The sequence below is a fragment of the Oceanicaulis alexandrii DSM 11625 genome (assembly GCF_000420265.1).
In the GTDB taxonomy this organism is placed as follows: Bacteria; Pseudomonadota; Alphaproteobacteria; order Caulobacterales; family Maricaulaceae; genus Oceanicaulis; species Oceanicaulis alexandrii.
Genome location: NZ_ATUP01000001.1, coordinates 128,499 through 152,853 on the forward strand (window position 1 = coordinate 128,499; position 24,355 = coordinate 152,853).

Consider the following 24,355-nt stretch of genomic DNA (forward strand, 5'->3'; position numbering starts at 1 on the left):
CCTAGCGCCCCTCTGGCGAACAAAGCGGGCGTTTGGCCGGAGTGCGGATGAACTCAACGATATCCATCACTTCAGGCCGGTTCTCAAACAGACGCGCCGCGTCCTCGATGCGTTCATTGAACGCGCCTTCATTGGCGAAGACCAGACGGTATGCCGCGCGCAGATCATGGATCGCATCGCGCGCAAAGCCGCGACGTTTGAGCCCGACCAGGTTGAGACCCGCCAGCGCACCGAGATTATCCACCATGCCATAGGGAATAACGTCGCCCGTCACCGGGGCGCCGCCGCCGATAAAGGCGTACTTGCCGATCCGGCATTGCTGGTGCAACGCCGACAGCCCGCCCATGATCACGTAATCGGCCACCGTGGAATCACCGCCCAGCGTCGCATTGTTGGCGAACACCACATGGTTTCCGACGGTGCAGTCATGGGCCACATGCGCCCCGACCATGAAGAAGTTATCAGAGCCGACCTGGGTCACGCCCTTCGCGGTTTCGGTGCCCATATGCATGGTCACCTGCTCGCGCAGAATGTTGCGATCCCCGACGATCAGCCGCACATCGCCGCCCTTGAACTTGAAGTCCTGGGGCGGTTCGCCAAGCGAAACGAACGGGTGCAGCAAGCAGTCCGCGCCCAGATCCGTCTGACCACTCAGCGTCACATGAGAGATCAGGCGCGTGCGGTCGCCGATCTTCACATTCGGACCGACAGTGCAGAACGGGCCGATCTCGACGCCGTCGCCAAGCTGGGCGCTGTCGTCTACAAGGGCGGTAGGATGGATGGTGTGAGTCATGCTCGCTCCGTCAGGCTTCGCGCGGCGCAGACGTCGCCGAGAAGGTCGCATCCGCGCATCGGACGCCGTTCACGCGCGCTTCGCCCTTGAATTTGAAAACGCCGCGGCGGTTCGCAGTGACCTCAACGGGCATCTCCAGCACATCACCGGGACGGACAGGACGCCGGAATTTGGCTTGCTCGACACCCATGAAATAAATCAGCGTGTTGGAAATGTCCGCATTGAGCGTTTTTGACATCAGGATTGCGCCCGTCTGGGCCAGCGCCTCGATGATCAGCACGCCGGGCATGACCGGGTTTTCGGGGAAATGCCCCTGAAAGTGCGGTTCGGCGGCCGAGACGCACTTGAATCCGACAATGGACTCTCCCGCCACATAGGCTTCCGCCCGGTCCACCATCAAGAACGGATAGCGATGGGGCAGACGGCGCAGGATTTCATCAGGCCCGATGGCCGTGGACTCATCGCTCATGTCTCATCCTTCTTGCGATCAGGTTTGGACTTGCGTCCAACCGCACGCCGCAACCAAGCCGTCTCCCGCATGAAGCTCTGGATGGGCTGCGCGGGCGACCCCGCCCAGGTTTCCCCCGGCGGCACGTCCTTCATCACGGCGGCGTCCGCCGCAAGCCGAGCCCCGGCGCCGATTTTCAAATGGTCTGCAACGCCCACACGGCCGCCAAATTGCGCGCCAGCGCCAATGATGGTGCTGCCTGAGATGCCGGCAAACGCCGCCATCACCGCATACTCGCCCACATCCACGTTATGGCCGATATGGCAGAGATTATCGATCCGCGCGCCCTTGCCGATCCGGGTGTCCTTGAGCATGCCGCGATCCACGGTCGCGTTGGCGCCGAGCGTCGCCTCGTCTTCGATAACCACGCGCCCCAGATGCGGCAGGGTGAACACCTCACCCTTTTCATAGGCCAGGCCGAAGCCGGCCTCCCCGACAACCGCGCCTGCGGAAATTTCACATTTCGCGCCAATCAGCGCGCATTGCACATTCGCGCGAACGCCGATCCGTGTGTGCGCGCCGATGACGACGCCAGGCCCGATAATCGCTCCGGCCTCAATGCGCGCGCCTTCGCCAATGACAGCATCCGGGCCGACGATGACGCCGGGCGCCAGACGCGCTGTTTCGGCAATCTGTGCAGTGGAGTGAATGAAGTCCGCGCCGTCATGAAATCGCGTAGTCAGGAGCCGGGCCGCCGCCTGCGCAAAACCTGCGCGTGGAACCCGGTGCACCAGAACAGCCTCGCAATGGGGCAAGGCGTCCGCCCAGCTGGCGTCCGGGACAATCGCGACGCCAGCAACGGGCGGCGTTTCCGGCGGCGCTTTGCCGGCCTGAAACATCAACTCGCCCGGCTGCGCCGCGTCAGGTGTTGAGACGTCAAAAACAGCGACATCGCCGTCGCCGATCAGGTCAGACCCGATAAGCGCGGCGATGTCAGAAGCCTTGAGCGGGCCGAGCCGCTCAAAAAATCGCGGGTCGGCCCCCATATCAGACCAACCTTATTGCTGCTGTTGAGCAGGCTGGGTGGGAACGCGCACGCGGTTGACCGGCGTGGTCGAGATCCGCTGGTTCAGGCGCTCGATCGCAGACTGGCTGATGTCGACGGAATCTGCGGCATAGACCACCACAGAGCGGTCGATGAGCACGTCCGCATTGCGTTCATTGACGATCTCTTGCAGCACTTCCTGCAGGATCGGCAGAACAGGACGCATGGCCTGTTGCTCGGTCGCTTGCAGTTCCTGAGCGCGAATGCGGCGGGTCTGCTCGAAGGTCGCCGCGTCACGCTGCAGGCTTTCATAGCGCGCAGCCAGGTCGGGACGCTGGCGGATCGCGTCTTCGGACAAAGCCGAGAGCTCAGCGTTCAGCGCTTCGCTTTCAGACTGGATCGCAGCCTGTTGCGGCTGAAGTTCGGCCTGGATCTCCTGACCGATGGCTTCAAGTCGCGTGGTGATGTGCTGGCCGACAGCGCTCTCTCGCAAGATGCGCTGTTCGTTCATGACCAGCACGCCTTGAGCAAAGCTCGCAGCGCTGAAGCCGATGCTCAAAGCCAGGGCTGCGGCGAGCATGCGCAGCGGGCGCATAGTGGCGAAAATCTGACGTTTCATGAGTTTAGAACCCCGTTCGTGTGCTGAAGCGGAAGAACGCCCCTTGGTCGTAATCTTCCTTGATAAAGGCGTGCGCCAGGTCAAACCGCACCGGGCCGAAAGGAGAATCCCAGAAGATGCTCATACCGGCCGATGCGCGCAGCGCCAGGTCGTCAACGGTGAAGATGGCCGCGTCCGTGCCATCATCGGCGATCTGGTCGTCATCGGGAAGGACGCCGACCGTGCCGAATTCAGTAAACAGGCTGCCGCGAATGCCATATTGCTCCGGCAGACCCAGCGGGAAGCCCATTTCCAGAGCGCCGATGGCGTAAAAATTACCGCCCAGAGCGTCGCCGGAGACAAACTCATCGCCGTCTTCCAGCGCTTCATCGCGTCGCTGCACGACCCGAGGGCCGATACCGGCGGTTTCAAAGCCGCGGAACGAGTTCCCGCCTTTGAAGAAGCGGTCATTGATTCGCGCCGTGTCGCCGCCCCAGGAGAACAGATAGCCGGCAGACCCGGTGGCGCTGAACACCAGGCGATCGCGCCAGACGCTGCGATAGATGCCGCCCTGCAGCTCGGAGCGGACATACCGCACATCCCCGCCGAGACCGGCGAAATCCTGGTTGAAGCTCAGCTGGAAGCCCCGGGTCGGTTCCCGATAATCGTCCGTCCGGTTCCAGCGCAGCGAATAGCCCATCAGCGAAGTGACGCGTGAGCCGGCAGCGCGCTGAATGGATTCCGAGACGCCCGAATAGGTCGTCACGTCATCGGTGCGCATCGTATAGCTGACGCCTGCCTGCACAGCCCGCGTCAGCGGGAAACCGGCGCGCAGGGTGAAGCCCGTTGATTCCGTCTCAAACGAGGCTTCGCTCGAGAAATCAGAGCGCACGCGGAACAGGTCAAAACCTGCGGCCAGATTGCGATCCAGGAAGCGCGGCTCGGTGAAGCGGATATCGATCTGCTGCTGGCGCGAGCTGGTGGAGACCCGCAGACGCAGGAACTGGCCACGGCCGCGCAAATTGCGCTCGGAGATCGAGAAATCGACCAGGAAGGAGTCCGTCGATGAGAAGCCGGCGCCGAAGGCCAGTTCACCGGTCGGCTGTTCCGCCACGCGCACCTGAACCTGGGCGCGATCAGGCGCGCTGCCCTGGATCGGCTCGACCTGGACGTCTTCAAAGAAGCCCAGCTGCCCCACACGCGAGCGCGACACGTTCACAAGGGCCTGATTGAAGGCGTCGCCCTCCACCAGATCCAGCTCGCGGCGAATGACGCGGTCCAAGGTGCGCGTGTTGCCGATGATGTCGATGCGCTCGATGTAAACGCGCGGGCTTTCCTCGATCACGTAGGTGATGTCGACCGTCTGGTCTTCCCGGTTCAGCGCCACGCGCGGGCTGACATCCACAAAGGCGTAGCCAGCGGCGCCCGCGGCGAAGGTGAGCGAATCCGTGGCGTCCTCGATCAGGCTGCCCACGTAAAGGCGGCCCGGCTGGGTCGGCAGAACCGCTTCGAGATACTCGATGTTCAGATCAGAGATTTCAGTTTCGACGCTTATATCGCCGAACTCATAGCGCTCGCCCTCATCCATGGTGAAGGTGACGTAGAATTCAGATTGATCAGGCGCCAGCTCGGCGGAAACCGACGTGACGCGGAAATCTGCAAAGCCGCGGTCATTGTAGAAGGTGCGCAGCTGCTCACGGTCATATTCGATCCGGTCCGGATCGTAATTGTCGTTCGAGCTGAAGAATTTCCACCATCGCGCCTCGGTGGTGACGATTTCGCCGCGCAGTCGGCGGTCAGAATACGCTTCATTGCCCACAAACGAGATGCGCTCGACGCCCGTCACCGGGCCTTCAGAGATTTCAAAGACCAGATCAACCCGGTTTTGCGGCAGCTCGACGATTTGCGGGGTCACTTGAGCCGCGAACCGACCCGAACGGCGATACACTTCGAGAATGCGCTGCACATCTGACTGCACCCGGGAGCGGGTGAAGATGGCGCGCGCCTGAAGCTCGATCTCGTCGGTGATCTTCTCGTCGTTGATGGCGCGATTACCCTCGAGAATCACACGGTTGACGATGGGATTTTCTTCCACAAACAGAACCAGGGACGCGCCGTCGACCGCCACCCGGACGTCCGAGAAGAGGTTGGTGCTGTAAAGGGTCTGGATCGACAGGTTGATCAGGCGCGAATTGGGCAGGTCGCCCGGCTGGATCAGCAGATAGGACAGAATCGTATCCGCTTCGACGCGCTGATTGCCTTCCACAAGGATTTGCAGGATGGGCTGCTGGGCTCGCTGCGGCGCACTTTCCACCTGCGCCGTCTCCGGCGTGGAGGCTGCGGGGTTAACGCCCGCATCCTGCGCATGGCCGACGCCTGCGGTGATCACGCTCAGGAGCGCAGCCGCCAATCCTTTGAAAATCACATTCATGAAAGGCCCTCGTCCCTCGCCCGCGACGTCCCCTGTCACAGGAACTGTCCGCGCAAATAGCTCAAATCATTCCAAGTGGCCACCAAGAACATGGCCAAAATCAAGCCAAGACCCAGCCGAAACCCCATTTCCTGAACGGAGGGGCTTGGCGGGCGCTTCGCTATCGCTTCATAGGCGTAGTACACAAGGTGCCCGCCGTCGAGAACCGGAATGGGCAGAAGATTCATTAACCCCAGTCCGACGCTCAGCAGGGCGGACAGCGCCAACATCACCACAAACAGCCGCTCAAGACGCGTTAGCAGGCCGACTGGCTGGGCCGCGCCGCCATCGCTGACCGCCAGATTGGCGAGTTGCCCCGCCGTGGTGGCGATCCCGACCGGGCCGTTGATATGTTCTGTGGATGCTCGCCCCGTGACCAGTCGCGACAGATAACTGATGATCGTGCCGGTCGTCTCGACCGTTCGCGTCACGCCGTAAATCGGCGCTTCCCAGAGCGCGGGTCGGACCACCTGGATCTGCGCATCCTGAGAGACGCCCACCCCCATGAATCCGACAGCGCGCTCGCCGCCCAGGCCGTCAGGCCGCAAGGTGCGATCGGGCGTGACGGTGAGCTCAACAGGCGATCCGTCACGCTCGACCGTGAAACGGATGGGCTGATTGGCGCGGGTGGCGACATATTCGCGGATCGAGTTGAAATTGCTGATCTGTGATCCGTTGATCTCTGTCACAAGATCGCCGGGCATGAACCCGCCTTGCGCCGCCGCAGAGCCCTCTTCCACCACGCCGATGCGCGGTTCGATCACCCGCTCGCCATTCATCACGCCGAGGATCGAGAACAACACCATCGCCAAAAGGAAGTTGGCCAGCGGCCCCGCCGCCACAATGAAGGCGCGTTGCCAGACCGGTTTGAAATGCAGCACGCTATCGGGATCGGGATGTTCAGCGCGCAGTCTGTCGAGCGTTTCGTAATCCGGCGCGCTGGCGGCGTTGGCGTCGCCGCGGAACTGCACAAACCCGCCCAGGGGCAGTGCGCTGACTTTCCAGACCGTTCCAAGCTTGTCGGTGCGCGAGACCAGCGTCGGGCCAAACCCCATTGAGAACGCATCCGCTTGTACGCCGCAGAGCCGCCCGGCCCAGTAATGGCCCAGCTCGTGAATGATCACGACGAACCCCATCACCATGACAAAGGCGAGAATGGACAGGGTTCCGGACCCAAGCCAGTCGAGCATGTAGTCTCCTTACGCAGCGGCCGCTTTAACGGGTTCGCTGCTTAACCGCGTCCATCGCCAACCGGCGGCCTTGCCGGTCCACGTCCAACACAGCCTCAAAGTCAGATGGCTGCACGGATGCGACGCCGTCTGCTTCCCCTCGCTCCAGAGAGTCAGAGACACATGCCGCGATGTCAAGAAAGCCTATCTGACCATTCAGAAAGGCGGCGACCGCCACTTCATTGGCCGCATTGAAAATCGCTGGCGCGCCCCGCCCCGCATCAAAGGCGGCTCGCGCCAGGCCAAGCGCAGGAAACCGCACCGGATCAGGAGCTTCGAAGGTAAGCTGGCTGAGCTTGGCGAGATCGAGCCGCTCGACAGGCGTCTCAAGCCGGTCAGGCCAGGCCAGGGCGTGAGCGATGGGCGTGCGCATGTCCGGCATGCCAAGCTGAGCGAGCATGCCGCCGTCTGCGTACTCCACCAGGCCATGAACAATGGATTCCGGGTGCACCAGAACATCCACATCGGTTTGAGGCAGACCGAACAGATGGCACGCCTCTATGATTTCAAGACCCTTGTTCATCATGGTGGCGCTATCCACCGAGATTTTCGCGCCCATGGTCCAGGTCGGATGCGCCACCGCCTGCGCCGGGCTCGCTTGCCCCATCTGCTCGAGCGTCCAGTGCCGGAACGGGCCGCCCGATGCGGTGAGGATGATCTGGCGAATGCCAGCGCGCTGCTTTTCGTCAAAGGCCTGGAAGATGGCGTTATGTTCTGAGTCCACGGGCAACAGGCGGGCCCCCGCCTCCCGCGCAGCGGTCATGAACAGATCCCCGGCGCAAACCAGCGCTTCCTTGTTGGCGAAAGCCACTGCTGCACCGCGACGCACGGCCTCCAGCGTCGGCGGCAGTCCGGCTGCGCCGACGATCGCCGCCATCACCCAGTCCGCAGACATGCGCGCGGCTTCACAGACAGCGTCAGGCCCGGCGGCGCTGCGAATGGATGTGCCTTGCAGCGCAGCCTCGAGCGCAGGCCCGGCTTCCGGATCGGCGACGGCGCAGAACTGCGCCTTCGTCCGGATCGCAAGCGCGGCCAGGTCAGCGGACTGGCTGTTCGCCGTCAGCGCCACGACATCAAACGCGCCCTGGGGCGCCCGTTCAATCAGATCCAGCGTCGCGCGCCCGACAGAGCCGGTCGCGCCCAGAATTGTAACGGTCCGTGCGCTCATGCGCCCCCTCCAGGCCATCCGCCCGGCCCGACCCAGGACCATATCCCGGCGAAAAGGGCCGCCATCATCAGCGCATCCACCCGGTCCAGCACGCCGCCATGCCCGGGGATCACCGTGCCGGCATCCTTGACCCCGAAGCGGCGCTTGGCCAGCGACATCAACAGATCACCCGCCACCGCCGACAGCGCCGTGGGCGCAGCCAGCATCGCACCATGCCTTGGGTCCCAGCCCGCCCACCAGGCCGAAAACGCGCCGGCGATCACACCAAAGGCGAGCCCCGCAACCAGCCCCGCCCAGGTCTTGTTGGGGCTCGCGGCGGGTAACAGCTTCCAACCGCCCAGCCAGGACCCCGCCAGATAGGCGAACGTGTCCGCCGCCCAGACGACGCTGATCAGAAAGACGACGCCAGCCAGTCCCGCACTCTCCTCATGACGCAAAGCGCCCAGAACGCTCGCGGCCAGCGCCACATACGCAACGCCGAACAAGGCCTCATAACCCCGGCTGCGAGGTCTCCGGTCTGCGTAGGCTGCGAGAGCGCCGCCCAGGATCCAGGCCGCAGCCCCCAAAAGCTCAAGCTGGCTGGCGAGCATCACCCCGCCCACAGCGGTGCCTGTGGCGATCGCAAAGGCGCGCGGCGGAGCCATCGGATCGGACATGCGCACCCATTCCCACGCCATGGCGGCGGAGAAAGCGGCGATGAAGATGGAAAACGCCGACCCGCCCCAGATCACCAATCCGATTGAGACAGGCGCAAGCACCAGCGCGGACAGCACCCGTCTGGAGAACATGGGATCGCCGCGCATAGGCTTGCGAGGCGCGGTGGTGCTTTCAGGGTCATCAGGGTCAGCCATGGCGCACGCCGCCATAGCGACGGTCCCGGCTGGCGTATTCAGACAAGGCGGCCTCAAAGGCTGATTTGTCAAAGTCCGGCCAGAGCGTGTCCATAAAGACGAATTCGGCGTAAGCGGCTTGCCAGAGAAGAAAGTTGGAGATGCGGCGTTCACCGCTGGTGCGGATCACCAGATCTGGGTCGGGCAGGTCAGCCGTGTCCAGATAACGGGCGAACTCGGCTTCGTTCAGTGCGGACAAATCGCCGTCATGGGCCTTGGCTGCACGCTGCGCGGCGCGGACGATCTCGTCACGGCCGCCATAATTGAAGGCGATGTTGAGAAAGAAGGCGTCATTGTCCGCGGTTCGCGTTTCCACAGACTCTATCAGGCGCAGCAACTCATCGCTCAGCCCCTCGCGGCGGCCCAGGATGCGCACGCGAACGCCTTCGGCATGCAACCGGTCGAGATCGGCCGCCACGAACCTCCGCAACAGCTCGAACAGCGCCTCGACCTCGGCGACGGGACGGTTCCAGTTCTCGGTGGAAAAGCTGAAGAGGGTGAGATAGCGCACCCCAAGCTGACCGGCGGCGCGCACGGCCTCGCGCACCGCCTCAACCCCTTTGCGATGACCAAAGGCGCGCGGGCGCCCCCGAGACGCCGCCCAGCGACCATTGCCATCCATAATGATGGCGACGTGCTGCGGCGTCTGGCCGGACGGTTCGGTCTCGCTCATGGAAACGGCCCTCCCGCCGTTACAGGGCGCCGCCCTAGGGCGGGCGCCCGTCCCATCAGACCTGAGTGATCTCGTCCTGCTTGGTCTTCAGCAGGGTGTCGATGGACGCCACTTTGGCGTCGGTCAGTTTCTGGATCTGGTCAGCCAGCTTCTTGTGCTGGTCTTCGCTGATCTCGTTGTCTTTTTCGTCGCGCTTGAGCTGATCCATGCCGTCGCGTCGCACATTGCGCACGGCGACCCGGGCGTTTTCCGCGTAGGAGCCGGCGGTCTTGGCCAGCTCGACGCGGCGCTCTTCATTGAGCGGCGGAATCGGAATGCGCAGGGTTTCGCCTTCGGAGACCGGGTTCAGGCCCAGCGAGGAGTTGCGAATCGCCTTTTCCACAGCGCCGGCCAGAGTTTTGTCCCAGACCGAAATCGTAATCATCCGCGGCTCAGGCACGGAGACATTGCCGACCTGGTTGATCGGGGTCAGCGCGCCATAGGCTTCAACCTTGATCGGGTCGAGCAAGCTGGCGTGAGCGCGACCGGTGCGCAGGCCGGCGAATTCTTTCTTGAGCGCGTCAATCGCGCCATCCATGCGGCGCTCGATGTCTTTGATGTCGAAACCGGACATGTCCGTGTCTCCCCTTTATTTATGCGGCTGAGCTGGATGAGCCGCCCACGACCGTACACGTGCCCTCGCCATCCAGAACCCGGGCGAGACCGCCCTGCTCTCGAATGTTGAACACCACGATCGGAATCTGGTTGTCGCGCATCAGCGTCACCGCCGAGGCGTCCATAACTTTGAGATCGCGCGCCAGAACGTCGATATAGTCAAGGGACTCAAACCGTTTGGCCTGCGGATTTTTACGCGGATCGTCATCATAAACGCCGTCCACGCTGGTGCCTTTGAACAAGGCGTCACACCCCATTTCGGCGGCGCGCAGGGCGGCGGCCGTGTCGGTGGTGAAAAACGGATTGCCCGTGCCTGCGGCGAAAATCACGACGCGTCCGCGCTCCATATGGCGCACAGCGCGGCGGCGAATATAAGGCTCGCACACGGTGGTCATGGGAATGGCGGACTGGACGCGGGTCTGGACGCCGACACGCTCGAGCGCGGTCTGCATGGCCAGCGCGTTCATCACCGTCGCCAGCATGCCCATATAGTCGGCGGCGGCGCGCTCCATGCCCTTGGCGGCGGCGGTCAGACCGCGGAAGATGTTTCCGCCGCCAATCACCAGGCACAGCTCGTAGCCAGCCTCGACCGCTTCGCCGACTTCGCGGGCGATGCGATCTGCAGTTGTCATGTCGATGCCGTAGGGCTGATCGCCCATCAGGGCTTCACCGGAAACCTTCAAAAGAACCCGTTTATAGGGGCCTTTAGGCGTAATGAGCGGTCGGTCCTCGGTGTCGGTCACGGCAAACTCCGCATGATTGCTGTCTTCAGATGGAGTCCGGCCCGGACGTGACTTCACACGCCCGGGCCGAAACCTTTAGCCTTTAGCGACGGCTGCGACTTCAGCGGCGAAGTCTTCTTCTTTTTTCTCGACGCCTTCGCCCAGAACCATGCGGACGAAACCGGTCAGTTCGATCGGTGCGCCTGCATCGCCTTCAGCCGCCTTGATGGCTTCGGCGACGGTCTTGTCGGTGTCGAACACGAAGACCTGCTTCAGGAGCACGACTTCTTCGTAGAACTTGCGCAGACGGCCTTCGACCATTTTCTCAATGATCTGCTCAGGCTTGCCGGATTCACGGGCCTGGCCGGCGAACACTTCACGCTCTTTCTCGACCACGGTCTGGTCCAGCTCGCCCTCATGGACGGCCAGAGCCGGTGCGGGAGAGCCAGCAGCGACGTGCATGGCGACCTTGCGGCCCAGCTCGGCGAGAACCGCCTTGTCGCCTTCAGACTTCAGCGCAACCAGCACGCCGATCTTGCCCATGCCGTCGCCAGCCGCGTTGTGCACGTAAGCTGCGACAACGCCCGGATCCACAGACAGGGTGGCGGCGCGGCGAACCGACATGTTCTCACCAATCTGAGCGATCAGATCGGTCATGGTGTCGGCCACGGACTTGCCAGAAGACATCTGAGCCGCGTTCAGCGCGTCCACAGAGTCAGCGTTGATCGCCAGAGCGGCGATCTCGCCAACAGCTTTCTGGAAGATTTCGTTGCGTGCAACGAAATCGGTCTCTGCGTTCACTTCAACAGCGGACGCAGCCATGCCAGCGCCTTTGTCTTCAGACTTGACGGCCACCAGGCCTTCAGCTGCGACGCGATCTGCTTTTTTCGCGGCTTTGGACAGGCCTTTCTTGCGAAGCCAGTCGACGGCGGCTTCCATGTCGCCGTCAACTTCCACAAGCGCCTTCTTGGCGTCCATCATGCCGGCGCCGGTTTTGTCGCGAAGCTCTTTGACGAGAGCGGCGGTGATCTGAGCCATGGGGAGGTCTCCTTGGATCGCGCGTTTGGCGCTATTAGGATTTGGCGTCTTCAGCCGGCGCTTCCGCAGCAGCGGGCGCGGCTTCGGCGGCGGGTTCTTCGGTCGGAGCGGCTTCGCTCTCGTCCACGCCCAGAGCCATTTCGCTCGGCGCTTCAGATTCGCCCAGATCCATGCCCAGAGCGGCCTGGCTGTCGGCGATGCCGTCCAGCACGGCGTCCGCGATCAGGTCGCAATACAGCGACAGGGCGCGAGAGGCGTCGTCATTGCCCGGAATCGGGAAATCAATCGGATCCGGGTCGCAATTGGTGTCCAGGATGGCCACGACCGGGATGTTCAGGCGCTTGGCTTCCTGAATGGCGATGGACTCCTTGTTGGTGTCGATCACGAACATCAGGTCCGGCGTGCCGCCCATTTCCTTGATGCCGCCCAGGGAACGCTCGAGCTTTTCACGCTCGCGGGTCAGCATCAGGATTTCTTTCTTGGTCAGACCGGTCGGGCCGCCTTCGGCGTCCAGCAGGGTCTCCAGCTCGCGCAGACGCGCGATGGACTTGGAGATGGTCTGCCAGTTGGTGAGCGTGCCGCCCAGCCAACGGTGATTCATGTAGTATTGCGCACAGCGCGACGCGGCCAGAGAGATCGGCTCGGCGGCCTGGCGCTTGGTGCCCACGAACAGAACGCGACCGCCTTTGGCGGCGACTTCACGCACCTTCACCAGCGCCTGGTGCAGCAGCGGAACGGTCTGCGACAGGTCGATGATGTGGATGTTGGCGCGTTCGCCGAAGATGTAATCTTTCATCTTCGGGTTCCAGCGGTGGGTCTGGTGACCGAAGTGACAGCCGGCTTCGAGCAGCTGGCGCATGGAGAAATCAGGAAGAGCCATAATTTTAGGTCCTTTTTCCGGTTGGCCTCCGCGGAGCGGAGCCGCTCGCCTCATCTGACATCCAGCTTGGGCGTCAGACATGACTTGCGGCACCGGAGCGACTTTTCACCTGAAAAGCCGAAGCTCCGCGTGCGGGATCGGGCGCGCTTATACGGGCAGCAGCCCAAAGCTGCAAGCCATGAGAGCGGACTTTCCGCCTCTGCCTGCCGCTTGAACTGTCATTTCTGAGGCCAAGGACGCCCAGAGGTGCAGCTTACAGCGTCTCCACCTCCAAAACGCCGGCGACCGCTTTCACCGCAGCCCGGGCCGCCGGGTCGACCGCATGACGTCCGGGAAGCCGCACTTCAGCGAGACGTCCGTCAGACAAAGGCACGATCAGATGGATGGAGCCTTTCACGGCGCCCTCCCGGCCATCGGCCCGGTCGATGCGCTTGCGCAAGGGCTCGAGCGCGCCTGATTGCCCCAGACGGATCTTGAGCCCCTGACCAATATGCTCAGCCGCAAAGGGGTCGATCGTGTCGGCACCGTCAATGATCAGGCGAAGCCCTTCATCCTGCGCCTCGATCTTGGCGTTCACCAGCACTGACGCGCCCGGTTCGATCACCTCGCGAATTTCTCGCAGCACTTTCGGCGGAACCAGCGCCTCAAACTCCCCTGAAGGGTCAGACAGCGTGACGAACGCGAATTTCTCGCCCGAACGCTGAGACACCTTTTCCTGACGGCGGCGCACCACGGCGGCGAGCCGCGCGGCGCGTGCGCCCTCGGCGGCCTTGGACGGCAGGTCTGCAAAAACCACCACGCCGCGCCGGGCCAGGGCCGGCATCATGTCATCAAGCGGGTGACCGGACAGGTAGAACCCGATGGCGGCGAGCTCTTCATCAAGACGCCGAACCGGATCCCAGGGCTCAGGGTCAGGCAGAATGGGGCGCTCAAGCCTGGCGCCGCCAGACTCCCCGCCCCCGCCAAACAGGGAGGCCTGCGCGCTGTCGCGTTCGGACTGGGCGTTCTGGGACACGGACAACAGCATTTCAGCGGAGGCCAGCGCCTTGGCGCGGTCGGGCTCCAGGGTGTCAAACGCGCCGGCGCGAGCGAGGTTTTCAAACGCGCGCTTGTTCACCTGACGCGGATCCACCCGCTCGGCGAAATCAAACACGTCCTTGTAAGGCCCGCCCCTGCGACGCACTTCGGCCACATGTTCCATCGCCGCATAGCCCACATTGCGAATAGCGCCGAGGGCGTACCGGATATGACCGTCTTCAAGCGCGAAATCCGCTTCCGACGCATTCACATCCGGCGGCAGGACCTCAAGACCGATGCGTTTGGATTCCTGGAAGAAAACCGCAAGCTTCTCGGTGTTGGCGCTATCAAGGCTCATCAGACCGGCCATGAAGGCGGCGGGATGATTGGCTTTCAGCCACCCCGTCTGATAGGCGATCAGAGCGTAGGCGGCGGCGTGTGACTTGTTAAAGCCGTAACCGGCGAACTCAGCCACCAGGTCAAAGATGTAATTGGCCTTATCCTTGGAAACGCCGCGCTTTTCAGCCCCCTCATTGAAGCGCACGCGCTGCTTGTCCATCTCCTCCTTCTTCTTCTTGCCCATGGCGCGGCGAAGAAGGTCGGCCTCTCCAAGAGAATAGCCGGACAGGATCTGGGCGATCTGCATCACCTGTTCCTGGTAGATGATGACCCCGTAGGTCTCCTTCAGGACAGGCTCGAGGTCCTTGTGCAGGTAATCGGGCTTCTTGCGCCCGAATTTGCGGTCCACATAGACGTCGATATTCTTCATCGGGCCCGGCCGATAAAGCGAGATCAGCGCGATGATGTCCTCGATAGTGTCAGGCTTGAGCTTGCGCAGCGTGTCGCGCATGCCCGTACTTTCAAGCTGGAACACGCCGATGGAGGATCCAGCGCCCAGAAGCTCGTACGTGGCGGGATCCTCCAGGCTGATCTCGTCCATGTCCGGACGCGCAAGTCCCGCGCTTTCAATATAGCTCAGCGCACGCGCGATCACGGTGAGGGTTTTCAACCCCAGAAAGTCAAACTTCACAAGACCCGCAGGCTCGACCCATTTCATGTTGAACTGCGTGGCGGGCAGGTCCGAGCGCGGATCCTGGTAGAGCGGGACCAGATCTGTGAGCGGCCGGTCGCCGATCACCACGCCCGCGGCGTGGGTGGAGGCGTTGCGAAACAAGCCTTCCAATTGCAAAGCCACGGTGATGAGCTGATCGACCATGTCGTCGGTGCGCTGCATCTCCTGCAGCTTGGGCTCGGTCTTGACCGCTTCCGCCAGAGTGACAGGTTGCGCGGGATTGTTGGGCACCTGTTTGGCGATCCGGTCCACCAGACCGAACGGCAATTGCAGCACCCGGCCCACATCGCGCACCACCGCGCGCGCCTGCAGGGTGCCGAAGGTGATGATCTGCGCTACCCGGTCCTGACCGTAGCGCTCCTGCACATACCGGATCACCTCGCCGCGGCGATCCTGACAGAAGTCCACGTCAAAGTCCGGCATGGACACGCGTTCGGGGTTCAGAAAGCGCTCAAAAAGCAGACCGAACCGCAGCGGATCAAGATTGGTGATGGTCAGCGCCCAGGCGACCAGAGACCCCGCGCCCGACCCCCGTCCCGGCCCCACAGGAATGTCCTGGGATTTCGCCCACTGGATGAAGTCAGACACGATCAGGAAGTAGCCCGGAAACCCCATGCGTTCGATAACGCCGAGCTCGTAATCCAGGCGCTCGAAATACGCCTCTCGCGTATCGGCCATTTCGATTTTGACCAGCCGGTCTTCCAGACCTTCAGTCGCCCGGGCGCGCAACTCCTCAGCCTCGTTGCGATCGCCTTGGGTGGGGAAGCGCGGCAGGATCGGCTTGGAGGTGCGCGGCCGGAAGGAACAACGCCGGGCGATCTCAATCGTATTGGAAATCGCTTCAGGCAGGTCGGAGAAGCGCTCCGCCATCGCAGCGCCGGATTTGAAGTCATGTTCGGCGGTCAGCTTGCGCCGGTCATCCATGCTGACATAGGCGCCTTCGGAGATGCACAGCAGCGCATCATGGGCCTGATAGAATTCAGGCTTCGGGAAATGCGGCTCGTTCGTCGCCACCAGCGGGAGGTCCAGGGCATAAGCCTGGTCGACCAGCCAGGACTCGGCGGTGACGTCGTCCGCACGCCCGTGACGCTGAAGTTCGAGATACAGGCGATCGGGAAAGCTCGCGCGCAAGCGTTCCAGAAGGGCCTGCGCCTGCCCGTCCCGCCCTGTGCAGAGAAAACGGTTCAGCGCGCCGTCAAATCCGCCCGTCAGACAGATCAGACCTTCACTCAGCTCCAGCACCTTTTCAATCGGCACATGAGGCTCATCCGTAGCGGCGACGTCAAGATAAGCCGCCGAAGACAGCTTCATCAGATTGGCGTAGCCCTCTTGGGATTGCGCCAACAACACCAGCGTACCGTCCGGCTTCGCCCGTTCGCCCGGACGCGGCGCTTCGACCTGAACCGACAGCGTCACGCCGGTGATGGGCTGGACGCCCTCATCCGACAGCACTTCAGAAAATTCGAGCGCGCCAAACAGATTGTTGGAATCGGTGATCGCCGCCGCCGGCATGGAGAAGGTCTTGCATAGCGCCGCCGTCTCCTTGATCCGGATCGCCCCCTCCAGCAAGGAGTATGGCGACCGGACACGCAAATGGACGAAGGGGGCATCGCTCACGACGGGCGCTCCAGATCTGGCGGACTCACCGCTTCATTCTAGCGCCCGTCCGGCGCCGAGGTCAGCCTGCGATTGCGGCGGACAGGCTGAGAGCCACAGCGATGAAGCCTACGATCACAGCGGCGGACGTCATGTCTTCAATCAGGTTACGCATGGGGACAACTCCTTGATCAACTGCGTCTAAAGCAGTTATTCCTGTTTTGTTCCATTGCATATTTTCTGCTTTTGTTCCGACCGTCAAGTCGTTTTTGATTCGATCTGAAAAGCTGCGGAAAACCCGCAACTTGGAACACTTGGAGAACGGAATTGGAGGCGCGTCAGGCGCTCGTGAACGGGACGACGCGGCCGCGATCCAGCGTTACGACGCGATCCATGCGCGACGCCAGCTCGTGATTGTGCGTGGCGATCAACGCCGCCGCCCCGGCCCCGCGACACGCGTGCGCGAGCGCTTCAAACACCTGATCGGATGTGGCGGGATCAAGATTGCCCGTAGGCTCGTCCGCCAGCAGAATGCGCGGTTCGTTCACCAGAGCCCGTGCAATCGCGACCCGCTGCTGCTCGCCCCCTGACAACTGCCCGGGACGATGGCGCAAGCGCCCGCCCAATCCCAAAGCGGTCAATTGGGTCTCCGCCGCCTCACGTGCGACCTTGTGGCTGGTTCCAGAGATCATGCGCGGCAAGGCGACATTATCCAGAGCGTCCAGTTCAGGCAGCAAATGATGAAATTGATAGACGAACCCCACCTCACGGCGGCGCAACGCCGTCCGGTCGCGCTCCGACAGCGCCAGCCCGTTCTGACCGCCGATCCAGACTTCGCCGGCATTGGGCGCCTCAAGCAACGCCGCCGCATGAAGCAGCGAGGATTTGCCTGAGCCAGACGGCCCCACCAGCCCCACGAGCTCGCCGGGATTGAGGTCGAGATCGGCGTCGGTCAGAACCTCCAGCCGCTCGCCCTCGGTTTCATAAATGCGCGTGATGCCCTTTAGGGAGAGCGCTGGCTTACTCATAGCGGAGCGCCTCCACAGGATCGATGCGGCCCGCGCGCCAGGACGGCGCCAGCGTGGCCACCAGGGACGCGAACACCCCCCAGAAGGACACGAACGCCACCTCGCCCCAATCGAGCCGCGCCGGCAGGCGATAGAGCGAATAGACGCTGGGGTCGAACACGTTGACGCCGCTGGCCCAGGACACGAAATCCTGGATCGGGCCAATGCCGATCACCGCCAGCAATCCCAGGGCGATGCCGGCCAGCGTGCCCAGCACGCCCACCGCCGCCCCGGCGATGAGGAAAATACGCATGATGGCGCCCTGACTGGCGCCCATGGTGCGCAAAATGGCGATGTCGCGGGTCTTGTTCTTCACCAGCATGACGAGACCGGAGATGATGTTCATCGCGGCGATCAGCACGATGGCCGAAAGAATGAGCCGCATGGCGACCCGCTCGACTTGCAAGGCGTTCCAGAACGCCTGGTTCTGCCGCCGCCAGTCAAACATGACGCTGCCCTCAGGCGCGATGGCGCGGATGGCCTCGATCACCGGTTCGGGCGCATCGGGATCGGCGATACGGACGTCGATATAATCGCCCTGAGCGGGCCGATTGAAAAACAGCGCCGCCTGGTCAAGCGGCATGTAGATGAGGATCTGGTCCAGGTCCTGAACCCCCACGCTCAGAAGCCCGCCAATGGTGTAACGCTTGGAGCGCGGCGTCATGCCGAGCGCGGTGGTGGCGCCTTGGGGCGACACCAGGGTCACCTGGTCGCCTACGCCAACGCCGAGCTGAGCGGCCATGACCGTGCCCATGATGATCACGTCGCCGCCATTACGCCCCGCCCCGAAATCATCAATCGAGCCAGACACAAGCCCGCCGCCGACCGCATCCGCGCCTTGCGCGCCGGTGATCAAATCAAAACGCGCGAGATCGTCAGGCCGGACGCCGGACACCTGCGCAAAGGCGGCGGATCGCCCTGACGTCACCAGCGCTTGTCCGGTCGCAACCGGGCCTGCCTGGCGCACGCCCTCCAGCTCGCGAATCCGGTCCGCCAGCGTCAGCGCCGCCTCACCCTGCTCAGACGGGACATAAACATAGATATGAGGCTGAACGCCCAGAAGCCGCGTCAGAAGCTCGTGCCGGAACCCGTTCATCACGCTCATGACCGTGATCAGCACCGCGACCGCCAACATGATGCCCACAAACGAGATCACCGAGATCAGCGTCACGCCGCCATGTTTCTTGCGGGCGCGCAGATACTTGAACGCCAGCATGAATTCATAGCCGGAGAACGGCGCCGCGCCTGAGGATGGCGGCGTATCAGGCGCTACTGTTGACGCGGCGTCAGAGCTCACTTGAACGCGCCCTCCACCAGGCGATTGACGGCGTCTTCAAGGCTGAGCTCATGGCGCTCGCCAGAGGCGCGAATCTTCACCTCGACCTTGCCCTCTTTCAGGCCGCGCGGACCGATGACCACCTGATACGGCACGCCGATCAGGTCCATGGTGGCGAATTTCGCGCCTGCGCGCTCATTGGTGTCGTCCAGAAGCGGCTCAAGCCCGGCTGCGTCGAGCTTGGCGTAGACATCACTGGACGCGGCGTCGCACGCCTCGTCGCCCGCGCGCATATTGATCACGCCTGCGCCGAACGGCGCGACGGCATCAGGCCAGATCACGCCGTTCTCGTCATGGCTGGCTTCGATGATCGCGCCCAGAAGACGCGACACGCCGACCCCGTAAGAGCCCATATGAACCGCCGTGTCCTTGCCGTCCGGCCCGGTGACCAACGCCTTCATCGGGTCAGAATACTTGGTCCCGAAATTGAAGATATGGCCCACTTCGATGCCGCGCGCGGAAACGCGTCGCTCTTGCGGCACTTCCGCTTCAAAGCGCGCGGCGTCGTGCATTTCCTCGGTGGCGGCGTAGAGCGCGGTGCGCTCGTCGACCAGCGGCTGAAGATCACCGTCAAAATCGACCTCACCCGGCGCGGGCATGTCCACCAGCCGGGCGTCACAGAACACTTCGCTCTCACCGGTTTCGGCCAGGATGATGAATTCGTGCGACAGCTTGCCGCCAATCGGGCCGGTGTCCGCCCGCATCGGCACGGATTTGAGGCCCATACGCGCAAACGTGTTCAGGTAGGCCACAAACATTTTATTGTAAGCCTTTACAGCACTGTCGTAATCCAGGTCGAAGGAATAGGCGTCCTTCATCAGGAATTCGCGGCCGCGCATCACGCCAAAGCGGGGGCGGATCTCGTCGCGGAACTTCCACTGGATATGATAGAGGATCTTCGGCAAGTCCTTGTAGGACCGGCAATAGCCGCGGAAGATCTCCGTGATCATCTCTTCATTGGTCGGACCGTACAGAAGATCGCGCTCATGGCGGTCGACAATGCGCAGCATCTCCTTGCCGTAATCGTCATATCTCCCGCTCTCACGCCACAGATCCGCCGGCTGCAAGGTCGGCATCAAAAGCTCGATCGCGCCGGCGCGGTTCTGTTCCTCGCGCACGATATTTTCGATCTTGCGCAGCACCCGCAGCCCGAGCGGCAACCAGGCGTAAATCCCCGCCGCTTCCTGGCGGATCATGCCGGCGCGCAACATGAGCTGATGAGAGACGATCTGCGCGTCAGAAGGGGTTTCCTTCAAAACAGGCAGGAAAAAACGGGACAGGCGCATGGGGCAAGAATCCGGCGACTATGAAAACAGCGGGAACCCAACGATTAGACTTAGCGTTGGAGAAGGACAAGCCATGCAGACCCGCCCCGCCTCACTGAACTCATACGCCAAACGCCGGATCACTCCTAATGAGCGAACGCCCCGCCTCTTCTGACAGCCAAACCTCTCAAAAAGCGCTCACGATCACGCAACTGATCGCAGGCATGGCGATGTTCGGATCGGCCACGCCCGTCAGCAAGATCGTCACCCAGGCTGCGCCTGTGTTCATCGCCTCTTTGTTCCGTGTGGGACTGGGCGCGGTGTTTCTGGCGCCCCTCGCCTGGCGACGCCGTGACACCGTCCGCGACATCGCGACGGCCGACTGGGTGCGGATCGGCTTCATCGCTCTCTTCGGCATGGTAGGTTTTTCCGCCTTCATGCTCTACGGCATGCGGCTCGCATCCGGCGTGACGGGCGCCGTGGTGATGAGCACCACGCCAGCGGTGACGGCCGCCGCCTCCATGGCGTTTCTGGGAGACAGATCCACCTGGCGCAAGCTGGTCGCGATTGGCTGCGCTGTTTCAGGCGTCCTGATCTTGCAACTGGGCGGCTCTGGCGCTGAAACTGGCGGCTCGCTCTGGGGCGTCGTTCTGGTGTTCGCAGCGGTGTGTTGCGAAAGCGCCTATACGCTTCTGGGCAAGACTCTGACCAAGAGCATGGACCCTGTGCTGGTGGCCTTTCTGGCGTCGGCGCTCTCCATTCCGCTCTTTGTTCCGCTGGCGGTCTGGCAATGGCCGTCATTCACGCCGTCCGACTTTGACGCCGGCGTCTGGACCGCGCTGGTCTGGTATGGCGTGGGCACCCTCGCACTGGGCAGCTGGCTCTGGTATGCGGGCGTTCAGAAAGCCGAAGGCGCGACCGCAGCGGCGTTCATGGGCGTGATGCCGGTGTCCGCGCTTGTTCTATCCTACATCCTGCTTGGCGAGGCGTTCGCCTGGGTGCACCTGGCCGGCTTCGCGGTGGTGTTTTCAGGCGTCATGCTGATGAGCTGGGAGCACGCCAGCATGTCAGATGACAGCGAGACTCCAGAGGAGGACTGATCGCTAGTCGTACTCGATATAGCTCGGCCCCCAGGTCAGGGAGTCCAGATCGACCAGGCCAAATTCAAGGATCGTGAACAGGACCAGCCACACTCCCGCAGTCAAAACGGTGGCGAGCCACATCTTCTCTTTGATGCGAGGCGATACGGGCGCGCCGGGCTCGGAGCCTTCGACCACATCATCATCTTCAAACTGCCCGCGGACCTTGAGCGGCAAAACGCCCAGAAACAGCATCCACCAGGAAATCAGGAAGATCACCACGCCAGTGACCAGACCCACGCCACGGTCGGGCAAAAAGCCCTGCGCGATCCAGATCACAAAGACCAGGCCCAGAAGGGCGTATTCCGCATAGCGCCTCAATGGTCCGCCTCGCCCTGGTATAGCGCCGGGTCCTGCATCAGCTCGACCAGCACGCCGCCTGTGTCCTTGGGATGGACGAAGATCACTGGCACCCCATGGGCGCCGATATAAGGCTCTCCGGTCCCGAGCACCGTCGCGCCGCGCTCCACCATGGCGTCACGCGCTTTGACGATGTCCTCGACCTCAAAGCACATATGGTGCTGACCGCCCTTGGGGTTCTTTTCGAGGTATTTGTGGATCGGGCTCGCCTCGCCCAGAGGCTCGATCAGCTCGATTTGCATGTTCGGCAAGGTCACAAACACCACCCGGACGCCCAGATGCGGGAAATCCTTGGTTTCGGTCCGCTCGGTCGCGCCATAAAGCTCGGCATAGACCGCCGCAGCGGCGTCCACATCCGGCGTCGCAACGCCCACATGGTTCAAACGTCCCAGCTTCATGACGACTCTCCGTGCTTATCAAACCGTGAGAATAATGGCTTCCACATGGGGTTTCTTGCCCCAGATCCGGCTCGCCTCCCGCCGCACGCCGCGGCGGATCGCTTCTTCAACCGCGCCCGGATCCTTGCGCGCCCGACGATCCAGGCGTTTGAACGCGGTGTCCGCCGCCTCCGCCAGATCATCCAGGAAGTCATCAAGGTCATAGGCATGGGTGGACGCCACGCCCATGGCGCGCACATCAATTTCTGACACCAGCTCGCCGTCCGCCAGTACGGCGGCGACGGTCAGATGACCATTATAGGCCAGACGGCGGCGCTCCTTGATGGATTCCGCATCCGCCTCGGTCAGGAAATTGCCGTCCACATGAAGGCGCCCCGCAGGCGCTTCATCCACGATGGAGGCGCCGTCCTGGGTGATGCGAATGATCGAGCCATTGCGCGGCACCACGGCGTTGGGCACCTGAAGGTCACGCGCCAGCTGGGCGTGCTCGACCAGATGGCGATATTCGCCATGCACCGGGATCGCGGTGGTGGGCTTGGCCCAGGCGTACATCTGGCGCAATTCGTCCCGGCAGGGGTGGCCCGAGACGTGGATATGCTCGTCGCGCTCGGTGATGATGTCCACGCCGCGCTCGGCCAGACGGTTCATCAGATCAAAGATCCCGCGTTCGTTTCCGGGAATAATCCGGGAGGAGAAAATCACGCTGTCACCTTTATTTAGCGTGACATTGCGATGTGATCCCTCAGCAATGCGCGACAGTGCGGCGCGCGGTTCGCCCTGAGAGCCTGTGCACAGCAGCAAGATCTTGTCGGGCGGGAAATAGCCGATCTCCTCTTCCTCGATGAAGGGCTGGCAATCGGCCAGAAGACCGACCGCTTTCGCGGCCTGGGTCATCCGGTGCATGGACCGGCCCACCAGGCAGACGCGACGCCCATTGGCTTCGCCTGCGCGGATCGCGGTTTCAAGGCGCGCGACATTGGACGCGAACGCCGCGATGGCCACGCGGCCCGTCTGCTTGCCGACGAGCTCGATCAGGTTGTCGCGCACATCGCTTTCAGAGCCGGATTCCCCTTCGGTGAAGACATTGGTGCTGTCGCACACCATCGCCATCACGCCCTCTTCGCCCGCCGCTTCCAGCGCGGCGACATCGGTCGAAGCGCCGATCAGCGGTTCGGGATCGATCTTCCAGTCGCCGGTGTGCAGCACCGTGCCGACCGGCGTGCGGATGATCACGCCATTGGGTTCGGGGATGGAGTGGGTCAGCGTCACCAGCTGCATGTCGAACGGGCCCAGCTCGAACCGCGTGTGCAGGTCGATCTCGTGCAGCGCCACCTGATCGAGCAGGCCATGCTCGGCCAAACGATCGCGCATCAACCAGGCCGTGAACGGCGTCGCGTAGATCGGACATTCCAGCTGACGCCACAAATGCGCCACCGCGCCCATATGGTCTTCGTGGGCGTGGGTCAGCACGATGCCCAGTAGCTGGTGCTTGCGCTCCGCGATGAAGCGCGGATCCGGGGTGATGATGTCCACGCCCGGCGTGGTCAGGTCGCCAAAGGTCACCCCGCAATCGAGTATGATCCATTTGCGATCTTCTTCGGGACCATAGCCATAAAGGTTCAGGTTCATCCCGATCTCGCCGGAGCCGCCGAGCGGGACGAAATACAATGCGTTGTCAGTCTGGCTCACGATGCGTGAATCCCCTCGCCTTGAGGCGCGTTACGTTTCCAGATTTCCAGAAGGCCCCGCATGGTCAGATCAGGGTCGTAATGGTCGATTGTGCGCGCCGCGTCCTCAAACAGGGAAACAACGCCGCCAGTAGCAATAACGGTCATGGGCTGGCCGTACTCGGCTTTGAGCCGCGTCACAAGCCCGTCGATGAGATCGACATAGCCCCAGAACACGCCCGACTGCATGGCGCCGACGGTATCCCTGCCCATAACCCGTTGAGGTTTCTCGATTGCGATGCGCGGCAGTCGCGCCGCAGCCTGATGCAGCGCTTGCATGGAGAGGTTGATGCCCGGCGCGATCACCCCGCCTTCAAAATTACCATCGGCGGAGACCACGTCGAAGGTCGTGGCCGTGCCGGAATCCACGATGATCATCGCGCCGTCATACCGCACCCGGCCGCCAAGCGCGTTCACCAGACGGTCTGCGCCCGCTTCCTCGGGACGCGGCAGGTTCACGCCCACGCCCAGATCCACATGCGCATCGCCCACAACCACAGGATCAGCGCCCACATAGCGCCGCGCCAGATTGCGCAGGTTGAACAGCGATTGCGGCACCACGGAAGAGATCACGCAACCCTTTAAGTCTTTAAGATCAAGCCCCTGAAGTTGAAGCAGTTGCTGCAACCAGACAGCATATTCATCCGCCGTGCGCGTGGAATGGGTCGCGGTGCGCCATTGCGCGCGCCAGTCATCGCCGTCATGCACGGCGAACAGCGTGTTGGTGTTGCCGCAATCAATCGCGAGAAGCATGGACCGGCTCCTTGGAG

22 protein-coding genes are annotated in these 24,355 nt (G+C 62.7%); 1 reads left to right on the plus strand and 21 read right to left on the minus strand.

What is annotated here, in order from left to right; genetic code table 11:
• Nucleotide 1: 1 nt before the first annotated feature.
• From lpxA to proS, 17 genes are all read right to left on the minus strand, one after another.
• Nucleotides 2-793 (minus strand): acyl-ACP--UDP-N-acetylglucosamine O-acyltransferase, encoded by a 792-nt coding sequence (gene lpxA / locus G405_RS0100620; protein WP_022699557.1) that lies wholly within the window; start codon nt 791-793, stop codon nt 2-4.
• Between the two features lie 10 nt (nt 794-803).
• Entirely contained in the window at nt 804-1,262 is a 459-nt protein-coding gene (gene fabZ / locus G405_RS0100625) for a 3-hydroxyacyl-ACP dehydratase FabZ (RefSeq protein WP_022699558.1), read from the minus strand.
• Nucleotides 1,259-2,287: a UDP-3-O-(3-hydroxymyristoyl)glucosamine N-acyltransferase gene (gene lpxD, locus G405_RS0100630; protein WP_022699559.1), complete on the minus strand. Its 1,029-nt coding sequence runs from the start codon at nt 2,285-2,287 to the stop codon at nt 1,259-1,261. The genes fabZ and lpxD overlap by 4 nt, the downstream gene beginning before the upstream one ends.
• A gap of 12 nt (nt 2,288-2,299) precedes the next feature.
• On the minus strand, nt 2,300-2,905 hold the full coding sequence (locus tag G405_RS0100635) for an OmpH family outer membrane protein (protein ID WP_022699560.1): 606 nt from the start codon (nt 2,903-2,905) through the stop codon (nt 2,300-2,302).
• A gap of 4 nt (nt 2,906-2,909) precedes the next feature.
• Entirely contained in the window at nt 2,910-5,315 is a 2,406-nt protein-coding gene (bamA, locus tag G405_RS0100640) for an outer membrane protein assembly factor BamA (RefSeq protein WP_022699561.1), read from the minus strand.
• A 35-nt stretch (nt 5,316-5,350) separates the two neighbouring features.
• Nucleotides 5,351-6,544 (minus strand): M50 family metallopeptidase, encoded by a 1,194-nt coding sequence (locus G405_RS0100645; RefSeq protein WP_022699562.1) that lies wholly within the window; start codon nt 6,542-6,544, stop codon nt 5,351-5,353.
• A gap of 25 nt (nt 6,545-6,569) precedes the next feature.
• A complete protein-coding gene (gene dxr / locus G405_RS0100650) occupies nt 6,570-7,751 on the minus strand; it encodes a 1-deoxy-D-xylulose-5-phosphate reductoisomerase (RefSeq protein WP_022699563.1) in 1,182 nt (393 codons plus the stop codon).
• Nucleotides 7,748-8,602, minus strand: a complete 855-nt coding sequence (locus G405_RS0100655; RefSeq protein ID WP_233345967.1) for a phosphatidate cytidylyltransferase — start codon at nt 8,600-8,602, stop codon at nt 7,748-7,750. Before G405_RS0100655 ends, dxr begins: the two co-directional genes overlap by 4 nt.
• Nucleotides 8,595-9,314, minus strand: a complete 720-nt coding sequence (gene uppS, locus G405_RS0100660; RefSeq protein WP_022699565.1) for a polyprenyl diphosphate synthase — start codon at nt 9,312-9,314, stop codon at nt 8,595-8,597. The genes G405_RS0100655 and uppS overlap by 8 nt, the downstream gene beginning before the upstream one ends.
• Nucleotides 9,315-9,369: 55 nt before the next feature.
• On the minus strand, nt 9,370-9,927 hold the full coding sequence (frr, locus tag G405_RS0100665) for a ribosome recycling factor (protein ID WP_022699566.1): 558 nt from the start codon (nt 9,925-9,927) through the stop codon (nt 9,370-9,372).
• Nucleotides 9,928-9,946: 19 nt separating this feature from the next.
• Nucleotides 9,947-10,684: a UMP kinase gene (gene pyrH / locus G405_RS0100670; protein ID WP_028284439.1), complete on the minus strand. Its 738-nt coding sequence runs from the start codon at nt 10,682-10,684 to the stop codon at nt 9,947-9,949.
• Nucleotides 10,685-10,786: 102 nt separating this feature from the next.
• Nucleotides 10,787-11,728, minus strand: a complete 942-nt coding sequence (tsf, locus tag G405_RS0100675) for a translation elongation factor Ts (protein WP_022699568.1) — start codon at nt 11,726-11,728, stop codon at nt 10,787-10,789.
• Nucleotides 11,729-11,762: 34 nt separating this feature from the next.
• Nucleotides 11,763-12,608, minus strand: coding sequence for a 30S ribosomal protein S2 (rpsB, locus tag G405_RS0100680; RefSeq protein ID WP_022699569.1), 846 nt, complete (start codon nt 12,606-12,608; stop codon nt 11,763-11,765).
• 253 nt (nt 12,609-12,861) lie between these two features.
• Nucleotides 12,862-16,314, minus strand: a complete 3,453-nt coding sequence (gene dnaE / locus G405_RS0100685; RefSeq protein ID WP_022699570.1) for a DNA polymerase III subunit alpha — start codon at nt 16,312-16,314, stop codon at nt 12,862-12,864.
• Between the two features lie 317 nt (nt 16,315-16,631).
• Nucleotides 16,632-17,321, minus strand: coding sequence for an ABC transporter ATP-binding protein (locus tag G405_RS0100695; protein ID WP_022699572.1), 690 nt, complete (start codon nt 17,319-17,321; stop codon nt 16,632-16,634).
• The gene (locus tag G405_RS0100700) at nt 17,314-18,657 is read right to left on the minus strand and encodes a lipoprotein-releasing ABC transporter permease subunit (protein ID WP_022699573.1); all 1,344 of its coding nucleotides are present in this window, start codon (nt 18,655-18,657) and stop codon (nt 17,314-17,316) included. The genes G405_RS0100695 and G405_RS0100700 overlap by 8 nt, the downstream gene beginning before the upstream one ends.
• Entirely contained in the window at nt 18,654-19,982 is a 1,329-nt protein-coding gene (proS, locus tag G405_RS0100705; protein WP_022699574.1) for a proline--tRNA ligase, read from the minus strand. Before proS ends, G405_RS0100700 begins: the two co-directional genes overlap by 4 nt.
• A 128-nt stretch (nt 19,983-20,110) precedes the next feature.
• Between proS and G405_RS0100710 the strand changes: the two genes are divergently transcribed.
• The gene (locus G405_RS0100710) at nt 20,111-21,061 is read left to right on the plus strand and encodes a DMT family transporter (RefSeq protein WP_022699575.1); all 951 of its coding nucleotides are present in this window, start codon (nt 20,111-20,113) and stop codon (nt 21,059-21,061) included.
• 3 nt (nt 21,062-21,064) lie between these two features.
• On the opposite strand, the gene G405_RS0100715 is transcribed toward G405_RS0100710, so the two are convergent.
• From G405_RS0100715 to G405_RS0100730, 4 genes are read right to left on the minus strand one after another with little or no spacing between them, the layout of a single operon-like run.
• Nucleotides 21,065-21,421, minus strand: coding sequence for a DUF1467 family protein (locus G405_RS0100715; RefSeq protein ID WP_022699576.1), 357 nt, complete (start codon nt 21,419-21,421; stop codon nt 21,065-21,067).
• A complete protein-coding gene (gene mce, locus G405_RS0100720; protein ID WP_022699577.1) occupies nt 21,418-21,858 on the minus strand; it encodes a methylmalonyl-CoA epimerase in 441 nt (146 codons plus the stop codon). Before mce ends, G405_RS0100715 begins: the two co-directional genes overlap by 4 nt.
• Before the next feature lie 18 nt (nt 21,859-21,876).
• Entirely contained in the window at nt 21,877-23,550 is a 1,674-nt protein-coding gene (locus G405_RS0100725) for a ribonuclease J (RefSeq protein WP_040704865.1), read from the minus strand.
• The gene (locus tag G405_RS0100730; RefSeq protein WP_022699579.1) at nt 23,544-24,338 is read right to left on the minus strand and encodes a type III pantothenate kinase; all 795 of its coding nucleotides are present in this window, start codon (nt 24,336-24,338) and stop codon (nt 23,544-23,546) included. The genes G405_RS0100725 and G405_RS0100730 overlap by 7 nt, the downstream gene beginning before the upstream one ends.
• Between the last annotated feature and the right edge of the window lie 17 nt (nt 24,339-24,355).

Coding starts and splice junctions, on each gene's coding strand:
- lpxA (WP_022699557.1), bottom strand. CDS start 793: ATGACTCACACCATCCATCCTACCGCCCTTGTAGACGACAGCGCCCAG.
- fabZ (WP_022699558.1), bottom strand. CDS start 1,262: ATGAGCGATGAGTCCACGGCCATCGGGCCTGATGAAATCCTGCGCCGT.
- lpxD (WP_022699559.1), bottom strand. CDS start 2,287: ATGGGGGCCGACCCGCGATTTTTTGAGCGGCTCGGCCCGCTCAAGGCT.
- G405_RS0100635 (WP_022699560.1), bottom strand. CDS start 2,905: ATGAAACGTCAGATTTTCGCCACTATGCGCCCGCTGCGCATGCTCGCC.
- bamA (WP_022699561.1), bottom strand. CDS start 5,315: ATGAATGTGATTTTCAAAGGATTGGCGGCTGCGCTCCTGAGCGTGATC.
- G405_RS0100645 (WP_022699562.1), bottom strand. CDS start 6,544: ATGCTCGACTGGCTTGGGTCCGGAACCCTGTCCATTCTCGCCTTTGTC.
- dxr (WP_022699563.1), bottom strand. CDS start 7,751: ATGAGCGCACGGACCGTTACAATTCTGGGCGCGACCGGCTCTGTCGGG.
- G405_RS0100655 (WP_233345967.1), bottom strand. CDS start 8,602: ATGGCTGACCCTGATGACCCTGAAAGCACCACCGCGCCTCGCAAGCCT.
- uppS (WP_022699565.1), bottom strand. CDS start 9,314: ATGAGCGAGACCGAACCGTCCGGCCAGACGCCGCAGCACGTCGCCATC.
- frr (WP_022699566.1), bottom strand. CDS start 9,927: ATGTCCGGTTTCGACATCAAAGACATCGAGCGCCGCATGGATGGCGCG.
- tsf (WP_022699568.1), bottom strand. CDS start 11,728: ATGGCTCAGATCACCGCCGCTCTCGTCAAAGAGCTTCGCGACAAAACC.
- rpsB (WP_022699569.1), bottom strand. CDS start 12,608: ATGGCTCTTCCTGATTTCTCCATGCGCCAGCTGCTCGAAGCCGGCTGT.
- G405_RS0100695 (WP_022699572.1), bottom strand. CDS start 17,321: ATGAGTAAGCCAGCGCTCTCCCTAAAGGGCATCACGCGCATTTATGAA.
- proS (WP_022699574.1), bottom strand. CDS start 19,982: ATGCGCCTGTCCCGTTTTTTCCTGCCTGTTTTGAAGGAAACCCCTTCT.
- G405_RS0100710 (WP_022699575.1), top strand. CDS start 20,111: ATGAGCGAACGCCCCGCCTCTTCTGACAGCCAAACCTCTCAAAAAGCG.
- mce (WP_022699577.1), bottom strand. CDS start 21,858: ATGAAGCTGGGACGTTTGAACCATGTGGGCGTTGCGACGCCGGATGTG.
- G405_RS0100730 (WP_022699579.1), bottom strand. CDS start 24,338: ATGCTTCTCGCGATTGATTGCGGCAACACCAACACGCTGTTCGCCGTG.